Consider the following 13825-nt stretch of genomic DNA (forward strand, 5'->3'; position numbering starts at 1 on the left):
AAGATTAGAAATTGACGTTGGCAGAAATACCACCGATAAACGCGTTCTGCACCCGGCTGACGGCACCTGGTGAGGTCACATATTGCAGGTTTGGACGAACCTGCAGCCATTTGGTGGCCTGAACGTTGTAGTACACTTCATAGTCGTATTCAGCGCCTTTCTGTACCGGCAGGTAAGTCGGGCTTTCGTAGCTGTTGGCACCGTAGAAACGGTTTTCATCAGTTAACATCCGTGTATAGCTGGAGTTAACGTGAATACGGCTGGCACCGACACCGATTTCATCATCAGGACGGGCATCGAACGGCCCTTTCCATACCAGAGAAACTGACTGATAGTTATCGGTTTTCGAGGTTTTATGGTCATTCATTACTGCCTGAACGGCCAGGGTTAAACCACGTTTTGCGTCGCCGTGCCAGCTGGTCAGCTGTTGTTGTGCCAGCAGGTAGCCGCCGTAAGAATGCGCGGTATCGCTATAGCCACCATTGCCCCAGGAACCATAGACATTATCATGCGTTGAGGAGTAGTAATAACCAATACGGTAGTTACCCGGCAGGCCTTCAGGCCCCAGTTTTGGTGCCCAGCCTAGTTCTACCGGAACCAGGTTGCCGGAGGTCGGGCTGAATTCGAACCGGAAACCATCGCCACGATCGTAGTTATACTGGTTCTGGTTGTAGAAACCGACCTGCATAAATACTTCGGGAGTGATGTTAAGTTTTACCCGGCCACCCCACTGAGATACCGGCCAGTTATACCAGTGATCACCACGCCAGTTACCGGCCTGTCCGCCACCGAACGCAAGGTTCTGGAATTTACTGTCCATGGTGTCAAAGTCTTCACCGACAGTAACACGACCGGCTTTTACGTCCAGGGTGTGGTCAAAGAAACCTTTTCTTAACCAGAACTGAGTCAGGCGCCAGGTCTGGCCACGGCCATAGACTTCCTGAACGGAAGACAACATAGGAGCTCGTGGGTCACCCACCTGATCCGAGACATTTTGTCCGTCACGGTTTGTGATGGTCATCTGAAATTCGGTGTCGTTCCAGTTCAGCAGCTTTTCCAGGTCCAGATTAACCCCAAAAGCCCACTGATCACTGTAGCGGGCCGTGGTCGATTTATCGTAACCACCCGCCAGATTCGACGCAGATTCCATCGTGTAATTGACCTGAAAATCGATACCTTCATCTTTGAGTTGTGAACGGGTACCGCCCCAGTCGCCAAACATCCAGGGGGAATCATAGCTTAAGGCATCCGCAGAATAGCTGATGGCCGGGTAAGCAGAGGCACCAAGTATGAACAGGCTCATCATTAGTGTCTTTTTGTGAGTATTGCGCACTGCTTTATTTTTTTTCATGATAATTATTCTTATTAGGTGTAAGGGAATTTAACTTTATGAGTGATGCGAAAAATTGTTTTGGAATATCGTGCTCAGATTAATTTAATTATTCAAATTTTAGAGCTAGCCCACAAAATTACGCCCCGTGATTAAAGTTTTCTTTTATACCAACCCCCACTTTAATGCGTTTTAATTATTATTGAACGCCACCTTATCGCCGCCGAAATGAGCATGTTATTCTTCTGTTGGATTATTAACCAAAAAGATACCTGGAAAGAGTGGCTTTTTAATTATTTTATAATCAACAGGATACATTTTAATCGCAAGGCGTTAGTGAAAGGGACTGCACTATACAGCAAAACAGACAATAAAAAACAATAACGTTAATTAATTGTTACTTTTTTACCCGAAATAACACTTTACGTTTTGCTACAAATGAGCAGCTATTAAATTGGAAAAATATTTTTCTTTAATAAATCTGATTATCAGACAGAATTTTTCAGGGTTAGTTAAGATAATTCCTTTTTTTTCATTGCCTTGCAATTTTGTATTTTAAAGAAACTGACAGTGTTTTAATCTTTTTCGGCGACAGGAAAGGCGATAAATCGTTATTTTAGAAAGCCTTTTTAACTGAGTCTGGGGAAATTATTGTTTTTTATGAGGTATAAGCATTTATTATGGTTTTTGACAAGAAGCTAAATGTTTTTTTGTGATTTCTATAGAAATAAAACATCAAAATTACTAAAAAAATGCTGAGAAAAGGCTTTATTGACCGGTAAAAATCAGGTACATTTTCAGTCGTAGGGTACAGAGGTAAGATGTTCTATCTTTCAGACCTTTTACTTCACGTAATCGGATTTGGCTGATTGTTAGCCGCCCCGTTCATCTCGGTGAACGGGGCGTTTTTTATGGTAAGAATTTATTTCTTAATTAACCTGATAATTTACTCAGGTTATGACTCTTCTGGTGCAGAATTTCCGACAGTAGTCGAATAAGCGCTGAACCAGTCATCCAGTTTCTGGCTAAGTTTATCTACGCCCAGTTTCTTCAGAGATGAAAAATACTCGACCTGAACATCACCTTCAAAAGCCTGGCTCATTTCACGGACCGTATTCAGTTGCTTTTTCCGGGCACCTGACGCCAGCTTATCGGCTTTTGTCAGCAACACCAGCACCGGGATATGGCTGGTAACAGCCCATTGCACCATTTGCTGATCCAGATCTTTCATCGGATGGCGAATATCCATCAGGATAACCAGCCCCTTAAGAGAATCACGTTTTTGCAGGTATTCTGCTAATGCGCGCTGCCATTTAAGTTTCATCTCTTCCGGGACTTCGGCATAGCCATAACCGGGCAGGTCAACCAGACGGATGCCATCAGCCACCTCAAACAGGTTAATGAGCTGAGTACGGCCAGGCGTTTTACTGGTACGCGCCAGAGACTTCTGGTTGGTTAATGTGTTTAATGCACTCGATTTTCCGGCATTAGAACGCCCGGCAAACGCCACTTCCACTCCACTGTCTGTGGGCAGATGGCGAATGTCCGGGGCGCTGGTGACAAAATGGGTGACGTGATAATTCCATCCAGACAAGGTCGAACTCCGCATATAAATTCAGGATAATGCCCGCAGTATACCTGTTATAGCGGGAAAGTGCCTGCGCCCTGAGCATCGACAAACCTTGTGAGAGATCGGCTATTGCCATTTCAGACAATGACTGAAAAAAAATGATAACTATTAAAATTTATTTTAAATATCATAACTCTATATTAATTCGTGAAAAAGAATGCATTTTTGCTCTCTTTTCTGCCTTGCAGAATCGTCAAAATCAACTACATTACACGTCACTCAGGGAGAGGTTGAGGGAAGTTAAGGCTCAGGGAAAGGATAAAGAGCAGAACCTGCCAGGGAAAAGGTAGCAGGACGGAATGAATCTGATGGATAAGATGAGTATCTTAACCGGATGTGAGATACATGACTTTCTGAATTACAGAAAGTATGAAATAAGCGACAGCGTAAGCTGTCGCTTTTTTCTTGTGCTGGTTTCTGCTAGATTTCGCCGTAATTCTATACTAAAGAAAAACAGTTGAGACTGAACACCATGAAACAACCTGCGAGAACCCCGGGCGCTAAGCCTGCTAAACGCAAAACCCGCGCCGAACTGAATATAGAAGGCCGTGAGCGCCAGCGTCAGAAAAAGCACAAAGGCCTGGCCACGGGGAACCGTAGTAACCCGGAAGCGAAGCAGGGTCAGGGCGGTCGTGGCTCAAAAGATGCTGCTGACCCACGACTGGGTAGTAAGAAACCTGTACCACTGATTGCTGACGGTGCCGTTGCAGCAAAACCAGTAGTGAAACGTCGTGAAACTGCCCCGGCATTGAGTGCACGCGACGAACTCGCAGCACTGGAAAATAGCGAGCGTCTTGATTCCCTGCTTGACCGGCTGGAAAATGGTGAGAAATTACCAGCGGAAGATCAGGCATGGCTCGACAGCACCCTGGATCGTATTGAAGTATTGATGGAAAAACTCGGCATCGATCTTGACGATGACAGCGATGCTGAAGATACCGAAGCAGAAGAGGATATGTACCGCTTACTGAAGGGTAACTAACCTCATTGGCCGGGCACAGAGCAAAGTACTGTGCCCCAGCCTGGAATATTTCATTATGTTTTGGCCAGGATCAATTTTAGCGCTGTTGTATGCGTGTTTTCTCCTGCTGTTATTCGCTAAACTACGTCGCCTGTCACGATTGAAATCGCGGTTGCGTCGCAGAAAAACCTCCCCGTTATCCGGAATATCGCGAACTTCTTTCAGACCCCGTCAACGGAAGGAGTGAACATGTCATTACCACGTATCGAGTGGGACCAGTCATTAATCGAAAAATATAATTACTCCGGCCCGCGTTATACCTCTTATCCGACGGCGCTGGAATTCGATGAAAGCTATAGCGAAACTCATTTCCTGGCGGCAGTGAACCGCTACCCGCAACGCCCACTTTCCCTGTACCTGCATATCCCGTTTTGTCACCGGCTTTGCTATTTCTGTGGTTGTAATAAACAGGTGACACGCCAGGCCCATAAGGCGGATCGTTATCTGGATGCTTTAGAGGCAGAAATTCGAAGCAGAGCGCCGTTGTTTCGCCAGCGTACGGTCGTTCAGATGCACTGGGGCGGAGGTACCCCGACATTCCTGACAACGGCTCAGATATCACGGCTGACAGGGCTGCTCAGGCAACATTTTACTTTCTCAGCTGACGCCGAAATGTCGCTGGAACTGGACCCACGGGAAATTGAACTGGATGTACTGGATCATCTGAAAAGCGAAGGGTTTAACCGGCTGAGCATGGGGGTGCAGGATTTCAATAAGCAGGTTCAGCGGCTGGTAAACCGGGAACAGGATGAAGAGTTTATCTTTGCGCTGATGGAGCGGGCGAAATCACTGGGCTTTATCTCAGGGAATATTGACCTGATCTACGGGTTGCCCAAACAGACCCCGGAAAGTTTTGCGTTTACCCTGCAAAAAATTCTCTCCCTGCGTCCGGACCGCCTCAGCGTGTTTAATTATGCTCATATGCCGGAGATGTTTGCTGCTCAGCGTAAAATTAACGCGGCAGATTTACCGGATGCTCGCCAGAAACTGGTGATTCTGCAGGATACTATCGCCACGCTGACCGGCGGTGGATACCAGTTTATCGGGATGGATCATTTTGCCTTACCGGAAGATGAACTGGCGATAGCTCAGAAAAACGGGGTGCTGCACCGTAATTTTCAGGGCTATACCACCCACGGTAACACCGATTTACTGGGATTAGGGGTTTCTGCCATTAGTATGATTGGTGACAGCTATGCCCAGAATTTCAAAGTGCTTAATCAGTGGCAGGAGAGTGTTACTGCAGAGGGCATAGGCTTGTGGCGAGGGGTTAGTCTGAGTCAGGATGACTGTCTGCGGCGCGATGTAATTAAGGCCCTGATCTGCCAGTTCCGGCTGGATTTCGCCTCTACAGAACAGCTGTGGGGGATAGTCTTTGAAGACTATTTTGCTGAGGACCTGCGACTGCTCAGCCCATTTATTGATGATGGCCTGGTGACGCTGGAACAACGCCGGTTGCAGGTAACGGCACGTGGCAGGTTGTTAATCCGTAATATCTGCATGTGTTTTGACCGCTATCTGAGAGCTGCCAGGCGACAGCAACAGTTTTCACGGGTTATATAATAAAAAAGCCCGCAGACAGTGTCTGCGGGCCAGTGAACTACCAGCAATACGTTATTCCATGCCCAGTTCTTTAAGTTTACGGGTCAGGGTATTTCTTCCCCAGCCTAACAGACGGGCTGCTTCCTGCTTATGTCCCTGGGTATAACGCAGGGCTGTAGTCAGTAGCGTTCTCTCCATCTCTGGCTGAGCTTCAGACAGCAGATTCTGATGACCGGAACGTAACGCTCTGTCAGCCCATTGGGCCAGCAAAGTTGCCCAGCTATCAGGAGACGACTGAACCGGGGTTTCCGGGGTGCTGGTCTCAAACAACTCTGGTGGAAGATCCTGAATCAGAACTTCCTGGCCGGCCGCCATCACTGTCAACCAGCGGCAGGTGTTTTCCAGCTGTCGGACGTTACCGGACCAGTGCAGACGGGTCAGTGCTGCTTCGGTTTCCGGATGCAAAATCTTGGTTTCTACTCCCAGTTCCCGCGCTGCAATTTGCAGGAAATAGTGGGCCAGCCGTGGAATATCTTCGCGGCGTTCCCGTAGCGGAGGCAGATGGATACGGATAACGTTCAGACGATGGAACAAGTCCTCACGGAATTTGCCTTCCTGAACCCGCAATTCCAGGTTCTGGTGGGTAGCTGCAATGATTCGGACATCCACCTTCACCGGAGCATAACCACCAACACGATAGAACTGCCCATCGGCCAGTACTCGCAGCAGTCGGGTCTGAACATCCAGTGGCATATCACCAATTTCATCTAAAAACAGTGTGCCGCCATCGGCCTGTTCAAACCGGCCCTGACGCACCGAGTTAGCCCCGGTAAACGCCCCTTTTTCATGACCAAACAGTTCAGATTCAATCAGATCTTTGGGGATCGCTGCCATATTCAGAGCAATAAATGGTGACTTAGCTCGTGGACTATGGCGATGCAATGCATGGGCGACCAGCTCTTTACCGGTTCCCGATTCCCCGTTAATCAGTACACTGATCGAGGAGCGTGAAAGACGACCAATAATCCGGAACACATCCTGCATTGCCGGAGCTTCACCAATAATATCGGTGGTTGGCCCGCTTGCCGGCTGATTGCGCGGTTGCTGTTGTTCCTGATAATGGCTGATAGCTCGTTCTACCAGAGCCACAGCTTCATCAATATCGAACGGCTTTGGCAGATAATCAAAAGCACCTTGCTGGTAAGCACTGACAGCGGCATCCAGGTCGGAATGCGCAGTCATAATGATAACCGGCAGCATAGGGTGGCGCTTCTTGATTTGTTTCAGCAATGCCAACCCGTCCATTCCGGGCATACGGATATCTGAAAGTAAGACATCCGGTGTTTTGCTGGCCAAAGCCTCAAGCACATCATCCCCGTTATCAAACGCGGTACAGCTTAAACCGGCTCCAGTGAGCGCGCGTTCAAGCACCCAGCGGATGGAGCTATCGTCATCGACGATCCAGACTATCCCTCGTTGCATGGAAACCTCACTGGCGAATAGGCAGGAATACCGAAAATTCGGTATGTCCTGGCCAACTGTTAAATTCTATTTTTCCTGAATGCTGGTCAATCAGGCTACGGGCTATGGATAATCCCAGACCGGTGCCACCTTCCCGCCCGCTAACCATCGGATAAAACAATGTATCCTGCAGCTGCTGGGGGATGCCCGGCCCGTCATCTTCCACATCAATCCGCGCCACCAGACGGTAGCGAACACCATGCAGTGTTAGCTGAAATGCGGTGCGGGTTCGCAGAGTAATCGTGCCTCCTGCCTCTCCCAGCGCCTGTAATGCATTACGCACTACGTTCAGTAAAACCTGTTCAATCTGATCCGGGTCGTGCGGCAGTTCCGGCAGACTTGGATCGTAATCTCTGACCAGGGTAACGTTATCCGGCAACTCCATCGATACCAGGTTAACAATTCGCTCTGCTACCTGATGTATGCTCTGGGTGACGTGCATGCCAGGCTGTTGAGGCCCCAGTAACCGGTCGACCAGATTGCGTAACCGGTCGGCCTGTTCAATGATCACTTTGGTATATTCATTTAACGACGGGTCCGGCAGTGCTCTGGAAAGCAACTGAGCGGCACCGCGTAATCCGCCGAGCGGATTCTTAATTTCATGGGCCAGACCGCGGACTAAATCGCGGGCGGCAACCTGCTGTGCGTGCTGAATCTGTTCCTGGCTAAGACGGCGTTGGTTATCCATCGGCGCCATTTCCAGCAGAATCTGTTGATCAGGATACTGCTGAGCGGTAAGAGACATGATATGAGCCCGGCCATCAACCACAATGGTCACTTCACTGTCAGTAAACCCCAGACCGGCTTGCAGACTTTCCAGCATCACCTCAATATTCAAGGAGAAATAGCCGGTAAGCTCCGGGAGTGGCGTACCAAACAGTTTACGGGAACTCTGCGCCAGCAGTTGCTGCGCTGCCGGGTTCGCGTAATGGATCACCAGGTTGCTATCGACTACTAACACACTATTGATGAGAGAGTTTAAGATCTGCACTGCATCGGGCTGTGTGTTGGATATCATGTTTAAATCTCCGCGTTTACCAGGCAAATGCGCTGCTGTTTACTGTGAGATGAGCGGGCGATTGGCTGGTGTTTTTCGCTGTGTTCGGACAATAAACAGGCAGTAAACCCGGGCTGACTGACCGAAATATCCCTCTGAAACCTGAATTTGCGGAGAAAAAAGCCCATCCGAAGATGGGCTAAAATTTTCCACGGCAACAAAACTACAAGAGAGATTAAACGCTGTAGTAAAGTTCGAACTCTACCGGATGCGGAGTCATACGTACGCGGTCATCATCTTCTTTGCGCAGTGCGATGTAAGCATCGATAGTATCGTCAGTGAAAACACCACCACGGGTCAGGAAGCTGCGGTCTTCGTTCAGTGCATTCAGCGCTTCTTCCAGAGATCCTGCTACTTTTGGAATCTCAGCTTCTTCTTCCGGAGGCAGATCATACAGGTTCTTATCCATCGCATCGCCAGGATGGATTTTGTTGATGATACCGTCAAGGCCGGCCATCAGCAGTGCAGCAAACGCCAGGTATGGGTTAGCCGCTGGATCCGGGAAGCGCGCTTCGATACGACGAGCTTTCGGGCTGGCAACTACCGGAATACGGATTGACGCAGAACGGTTACGGGCAGAGTAAGCCAGCATTACCGGTGCTTCATAACCCGGGACCAGACGTTTATAAGAGTTGGTAGTTGGGTTAGTCAGGGCGTTAATCGCTTTAGCGTGCTTGATGATACCGCCGATGTAGAACAGAGCAGTTTCAGACAGGCCGCCGTATTTGTCGCCGGAGAACAGGTTAGTACCGTCTTTCGCCAGTGACATGTGGCAGTGCATGCCGGAACCGTTATCACCAAACATTGGTTTTGGCATAAAGGTGGCAGTTTTGCCGTAAGCGTGCGCTACGTTATGTACCACATACTTATAAATCTGAATTTCGTCAGCTTTTTTAACCATGGTGTTAAAGCGGGTTGCCACTTCGTTCTGGCCAGCAGTGGCCACTTCGTGGTGGTGAGCTTCAACAACCAGGCCCATCTGCTCCATAGTCAGACACATAGCAGAACGGATGTCCTGAGCTGAGTCGACCGGAGGAACCGGGAAGTAACCGCCTTTCACGCCAGGACGGTGACCTTTGTTACCACCTTCGTAGGCTTTACCGGTGTTCCATGCAGCTTCGATATCATCGATAGCAACGTGGGAACCAGACATGGTAGCGCCAAAACGAACGTCGTCGAACAGGAAGAACTCTGGCTCAGGTCCGAACAGTACGGTGTCTGCAATGCCAGAAGAACGCAGGAAATCTTCAGCGCGTTTTGCGATAGAACGCGGGTCGCGGTCATAACCTTGCAGTGTACCTGGCTCCAGGATATCACAACGAATGATCAGGGTTGGATCTTCGAAGAATGGGTCCAGAACAGCAGTAGTAGCATCCGGCATCAGCACCATGTCTGATTCGTTAATGCCTTTCCATCCGCCGATGGAAGAACCATCGAACATTTTGCCTTCTTCAAAGAAGTCTTCGTTAACCTGGTGAGCAGGGATGGTTACATGCTGTTCTTTACCTTTACTGTCGGTAAAACGCAGATCAACAAACTTAACTTCATGTTCGTTCATCAATGAGAGAACGTGTTCAACGGACATACTAACTCTCCTGAAATATTCATTGTTGTCGTGGGTAGAGAACCTGTACTGGTAAAGGGTCACGAGGCGCCGCGCATTTTCCGGACAATGTTCCCGACAAGCTTCCAACCGTTTCAAACTGTCGTTTTTGCTTGGGTAATACAAAGCGAAATCTGTGCCAACTTTTTATTTTGCAGGAAAACGGGGTGATAGCGGCCTTTTTGCCCCGTTTAGGGGATGCACTGAACCGGCGCGCTGCACCATTATGATCCAAAATCGATTACCTGAAAGCACTATTATGGTGCATAACACCAAAACCAGCATAACATTGCACTAAAATTGAACGTAGTCTGTGCTGATAATCACCGGTTTCAAAAAGTCACTGAGAAAGTTTCAAGGAATACTGTGAACATATTCAGTCTTTCGACTAATCCGTGTACAATAGCGCGCTATTTCTAATGCCTGAGGCAAAGCTGTGATCGAAAATTTGCGTAATATCGCCATCATCGCGCACGTTGACCATGGAAAAACGACCCTGGTTGATAAGCTGTTACAACAGTCTGGTACTTTTGACGCCCGTACCGAAGCGACTGAGCGTGTGATGGACTCCAACGATTTGGAGAAAGAGCGTGGGATTACTATTCTCGCTAAAAACACTGCAATTAAGTGGAACGACTATCGAATCAATATCGTCGATACTCCGGGACACGCCGACTTCGGTGGAGAAGTTGAACGTGTAATGTCGATGGTAGACTCGGTTCTGCTGGTAGTGGATGCGATCGATGGTCCGATGCCACAGACGCGCTTCGTGACCAAAAAAGCATTTGCTCATGGTCTGAAGCCTATCGTTGTTATCAACAAAATTGACCGTCCGGGTGCACGCCCTGACTGGGTGGTTGATCAGGTCTTTGATCTGTTTGTTAACCTGGATGCGACCGACGAACAGCTGGATTTCCCGATCATTTATGCATCGGCAATTCAGGGGATTGCGGGTGATGACCATGCAGAAATGGCAGAAGATATGACGCCACTGTATGAAGCCATCATTAAGCATGTTCCTGCACCAAACGTTGACCTGAACGGTCCGTTACAGATGCAGATCTCTCAGCTGGATTACAACAACTACCTGGGTGTTATCGGGATTGGCCGTATCAAACGCGGTAAAGTCAGACCGAACCAGCAGGTAACTGTTATTGATGCTGAAGGCAAAACCCGTAACGGTAAAGTCGGTAAAGTACTGGGCCACCTGGGTCTGGAGCGTATCGAAAGCACTGAAGCAGAAGCCGGCGATATCATTGCGATTACCGGTCTGGGTGAGCTGAATATTTCTGACACTATCTGTGATCCGCAGAACGTGGAAGCTCTGACTCCACTGTCTGTTGATGAACCAACAGTCAGCATGTTCTTCTGCGTAAATACCTCACCATTCTGTGGTAAAGAAGGTAAATTCGTTACTTCACGTCAGATCCTTGATCGTCTGAAGAAAGAACTGGTGCACAACGTAGCACTGCGTGTTGAAGAGACCGAAGATGCGGATGCTTTCCGTGTATCTGGTCGTGGTGAGCTGCACTTATCTGTACTTATCGAAAACATGCGTCGTGAAGGTTTTGAACTGGCGGTTTCCCGTCCGAAAGTTATCTTCCGTGAAATCGACGGACGTAAACAGGAACCTTACGAAAACGTAACTCTGGATATCGAAGAGCAACACCAGGGTGCGGTGATGCAGGCGATGGGTGAGCGTAAAGGCGATCTGAAAAACATGGACCCGGATGGTAAAGGTCGTGTGCGTCTGGATTACGAAATCCCAAGCCGTGGTCTGATCGGTTTCCGTAACGAATTCATGACCATGACTTCAGGTACTGGTTTACTGTACTCGACCTTCAGCCACTACGGTGATCTGCGTCAGGGTGAAGTGGGTCAGCGTCAGAACGGTGTACTGATTTCTAACGGTCAGGGTAAAGCGGTTGCTTTCGCACTGTACAGCCTGCAGGACCGCGGTAAGCTGTTCCTTGGTCACGGTGCTGAAGTTTACGAAGGCCAGATTATCGGTATTCACTCACGTTCTAACGACCTGACCGTGAACTGTCTGACCGGTAAGAAACTGACCAACATGCGTGCTTCCGGTACTGATGAAGCCACGACTCTGGTTCCGGCCATCAAAATGACTCTGGAGCAGGCTCTGGAATTCATCGATGACGACGAACTGGTCGAAGTGACTCCTCAGTCTGTACGTATCCGTAAGCGTCATTTGACTGAGAATGATCGTAAACGTGCTTCACGTGGCAGCAAAGAGTCTTAACAGACAGCCACGTTGCTGAGCAGTGATACTGATCAAAAAGCCGTCCCCGGGGACGGCTTTTTTTTACCTGTGTCTCAGCTTTCCAGGGTTTCCTGAAGATGTAACCAGCGAACTTTCTCTCCTTCACGGCGGAACACGGCTGTCGCCCAACGAATATTTTCCGGGGCATCCTGGGCGTTCTGTTGTTCCCGGTAATACACCACCGCCCCTTGCGGCCATTCATGCATTATCTTTAGCTGGTCAAACGTGATCTGTAGCCCACGGCGGTTAGCTTGCTGTGCCTGAAGAAAATGGCTCAACCCTGTCTTGTCCAGAGAACTGCCCGCAGGGGTAATCATGGTAAATCCGTCAGCAAAACGGTCGGTTAAAGTGGCGAGATCTCCCTTACCCTGACCCAGCCAGAGTTCAAGGGCATTCAGCGTATTTTCCAGTTCATCCATATAGTCATTCATAGTTTCTGTTCTCTTAATCAATGAGTGTCAGGGGTGGACGGACGGAAACGAAGTTTCCGACTGGCAAGGGCGGGGATGCAGGTGACACAGGCGGCAACAATAAAACAGACTCTGTATGCCATCAGCAGGCTGACGGTTTGCACTAACAGGCTCAGCAACAGACTGAGCAGGGCAACACCAAAACAAAAACTCAGTTGGCGATTGATATTCCATAGTGCACTGGCATCGGCTAACTCTGTACTGTCAATTTCCTGCATGGCACTGTTTTGAGCGGTCGAACTGCACAACGAACCGCCAAATCCCATCAACGCATAGCAAAGACTGAGGACCAGAGGCGAAGTGCCATGACTGACTCCTGCCAGCCAGAGAATACCTGCGGCCTGAATCAGGCAACCGGTAATGATTAATGGTGCAGGGCCGTAACGCTGAAACAGCCTGCCGCTGGTGTGGATGGCGAAAAAAGCGGCCACAGACCAGGCTATCATCAGGGCACCATTTTGCTCCGCGCTCAGTCCGGCAATTTGTTGCAGCCAGAAGACGGCAATAATGCTGACGCCGATAAAAAAGCCGGGAGTGCAAATATAGACCAGCATAGAAAAACGTAGCAGCGAGCCGGACAGTAAATGCAGTGCCAGTAACGGATTCGCCTGGCGGCGATTACGGCGGACAAACAGTACTGTCAGTGTGATGGCTGGCATCAGCCACAGCAGGCCGCTCAGCAGATGGTCTGCGTCACTCAACAGGGTAAGACTCAGCAGCAGGCAGATTAATCCACCACCACTGGTCACTATTGCTGTGATATCCGGCGCAGGTAGCTGCTGGTTGCTCTGACGTTCATCCTGCTGCAACCAGCAAAAGGCAAACCCCAGGGTCAGCAAGGATACCGGAAGACTGGCCACTAAAACGGCATGCCAGCCGGCCTGACTCACCAGTAATCCCCCCAGTGCGGGTGACACTGCCGGAGCAAGTAACGCGACCATCATGACCAGGGTGGAGATACGGGTTCGTTCTTTACCCGGATAAAAATGCCATGTCAGTGCCTGGCCCACCGGAATTAATACTCCACCGCCTGCACCCTGCAGAACCCGCCAGCTCACCAGTTCACCGAGGCTGTTTGCCTCTGCAGTCGCTATTGTTGCCAGACTAAAAACCGTTAACGACAGCAAAAATAGCCGGCGAGGACCGAAGCGACGGGTCAGCCAGGCACTGAGTGGCATGACAAGGGTCAGGCCAATAATATAACCATTGCTTACCCACGCCAGATGAGCGACAGGTGCGTGCAGGCTGACCGACATGTCGGGAAAGGCCACCGCCGAAATAAACATATTAATAAGATCAAGGAACAGGCTCAGTAAATAGACTGTCGCCACTTTGCCGCGATAGGTCATGATTGTCTCTCCGTGAAGAGC

General features: G+C 49.3%; 11 protein-coding genes. 4 read left to right on the forward strand and 7 right to left on the reverse strand.

Annotated elements, in window-relative coordinates; genetic code table 11:
- Nucleotides 1-4: 4 nt before the first annotated feature.
- Entirely contained in the window at nt 5-1306 is a 1302-nt protein-coding gene (locus tag A7K98_RS20970) for a carbohydrate porin (protein WP_407703130.1), read from the reverse strand.
- A gap of 845 nt (nt 1307-2151) precedes the next feature.
- Between A7K98_RS20970 and A7K98_RS21770 the strand changes: the two genes are divergently transcribed.
- On the forward strand, nt 2152-2199 hold the full coding sequence (locus A7K98_RS21770) for a spot 42 RNA, inhibition of DNA synthesis (protein WP_071892919.1): 48 nt from the start codon (nt 2152-2154) through the stop codon (nt 2197-2199).
- Nucleotides 2200-2285: 86 nt separating this feature from the next.
- On the opposite strand, the gene yihA is transcribed toward A7K98_RS21770, so the two are convergent.
- Nucleotides 2286-2924: a ribosome biogenesis GTP-binding protein YihA/YsxC gene (gene yihA, locus A7K98_RS20975; protein WP_157666041.1), complete on the reverse strand. Its 639-nt coding sequence runs from the start codon at nt 2922-2924 to the stop codon at nt 2286-2288.
- 508 nt (nt 2925-3432) lie between these two features.
- On the opposite strand from yihA, the gene yihI reads away from it, so the two are divergent.
- Both yihI and hemN read left to right on the forward strand, forming a co-directional pair.
- The gene (gene yihI / locus A7K98_RS20985; RefSeq protein ID WP_087490271.1) at nt 3433-3942 is read left to right on the forward strand and encodes a Der GTPase-activating protein YihI; all 510 of its coding nucleotides are present in this window, start codon (nt 3433-3435) and stop codon (nt 3940-3942) included.
- Between the two features lie 228 nt (nt 3943-4170).
- Nucleotides 4171-5544, forward strand: a complete 1374-nt coding sequence (hemN, locus tag A7K98_RS20990; protein ID WP_087490272.1) for an oxygen-independent coproporphyrinogen III oxidase — start codon at nt 4171-4173, stop codon at nt 5542-5544.
- A 51-nt stretch (nt 5545-5595) separates the two neighbouring features.
- On the opposite strand, the gene glnG is transcribed toward hemN, so the two are convergent.
- The 3 genes from glnG to glnA form a co-directional block, all read right to left on the reverse strand.
- Nucleotides 5596-7005 carry a nitrogen regulation protein NR(I) gene (gene glnG, locus A7K98_RS20995; RefSeq protein ID WP_038016321.1) on the reverse strand — a complete coding sequence of 470 codons (1410 nt, stop codon included), beginning with the start codon at nt 7003-7005 and terminating at the stop codon, nt 5596-5598.
- Nucleotides 7006-7012: 7 nt separating this feature from the next.
- On the reverse strand, nt 7013-8062 hold the full coding sequence (gene glnL, locus A7K98_RS21000; protein WP_087490273.1) for a nitrogen regulation protein NR(II): 1050 nt from the start codon (nt 8060-8062) through the stop codon (nt 7013-7015).
- 214 nt (nt 8063-8276) lie between these two features.
- Nucleotides 8277-9686 carry a glutamate--ammonia ligase gene (gene glnA / locus A7K98_RS21005; RefSeq protein ID WP_087490274.1) on the reverse strand — a complete coding sequence of 470 codons (1410 nt, stop codon included), beginning with the start codon at nt 9684-9686 and terminating at the stop codon, nt 8277-8279.
- A gap of 454 nt (nt 9687-10140) precedes the next feature.
- Between glnA and typA the strand changes: the two genes are divergently transcribed.
- A complete protein-coding gene (gene typA, locus A7K98_RS21015) occupies nt 10141-11964 on the forward strand; it encodes a ribosome-dependent GTPase TypA (protein ID WP_087490275.1) in 1824 nt (607 codons plus the stop codon).
- 74 nt (nt 11965-12038) lie between these two features.
- Here the strand turns inward: typA and A7K98_RS21020 are convergent, their stop codons facing one another.
- Together A7K98_RS21020 and A7K98_RS21025 are read right to left on the reverse strand one after the other, a co-directional pair.
- Nucleotides 12039-12416: a DUF4440 domain-containing protein gene (locus tag A7K98_RS21020; RefSeq protein ID WP_087490276.1), complete on the reverse strand. Its 378-nt coding sequence runs from the start codon at nt 12414-12416 to the stop codon at nt 12039-12041.
- Between the two features lie 17 nt (nt 12417-12433).
- A complete protein-coding gene (locus A7K98_RS21025; protein WP_087490277.1) occupies nt 12434-13804 on the reverse strand; it encodes an MFS transporter in 1371 nt (456 codons plus the stop codon).
- Between the last annotated feature and the right edge of the window lie 21 nt (nt 13805-13825).

Source organism: Tatumella citrea, from assembly GCF_002163585.1.
GTDB classification, from domain to species: domain Bacteria; phylum Pseudomonadota; class Gammaproteobacteria; order Enterobacterales; family Enterobacteriaceae; genus Tatumella; species Tatumella citrea.

What these genes read in the sequence shown, in the direction of transcription:
- A7K98_RS20970 (WP_407703130.1), bottom strand. Translation starts at nt 1,306, where the DNA reads ATGATGAGCCTGTTCATACTTGGTGCCTCTGCTTACCCGGCCATCAGC.
- yihI (WP_087490271.1), top strand. Translation starts at nt 3,433, where the DNA reads ATGAAACAACCTGCGAGAACCCCGGGCGCTAAGCCTGCTAAACGCAAA.
- hemN (WP_087490272.1), top strand. Translation starts at nt 4,171, where the DNA reads ATGTCATTACCACGTATCGAGTGGGACCAGTCATTAATCGAAAAATAT.
- glnG (WP_038016321.1), bottom strand. Translation starts at nt 7,005, where the DNA reads ATGCAACGAGGGATAGTCTGGATCGTCGATGACGATAGCTCCATCCGC.
- glnL (WP_087490273.1), bottom strand. Translation starts at nt 8,062, where the DNA reads ATGATATCCAACACACAGCCCGATGCAGTGCAGATCTTAAACTCTCTC.
- glnA (WP_087490274.1), bottom strand. Translation starts at nt 9,686, where the DNA reads ATGTCCGTTGAACACGTTCTCTCATTGATGAACGAACATGAAGTTAAG.
- A7K98_RS21020 (WP_087490276.1), bottom strand. Translation starts at nt 12,416, where the DNA reads ATGAATGACTATATGGATGAACTGGAAAATACGCTGAATGCCCTTGAA.
- A7K98_RS21025 (WP_087490277.1), bottom strand. Translation starts at nt 13,804, where the DNA reads ATGACCTATCGCGGCAAAGTGGCGACAGTCTATTTACTGAGCCTGTTC.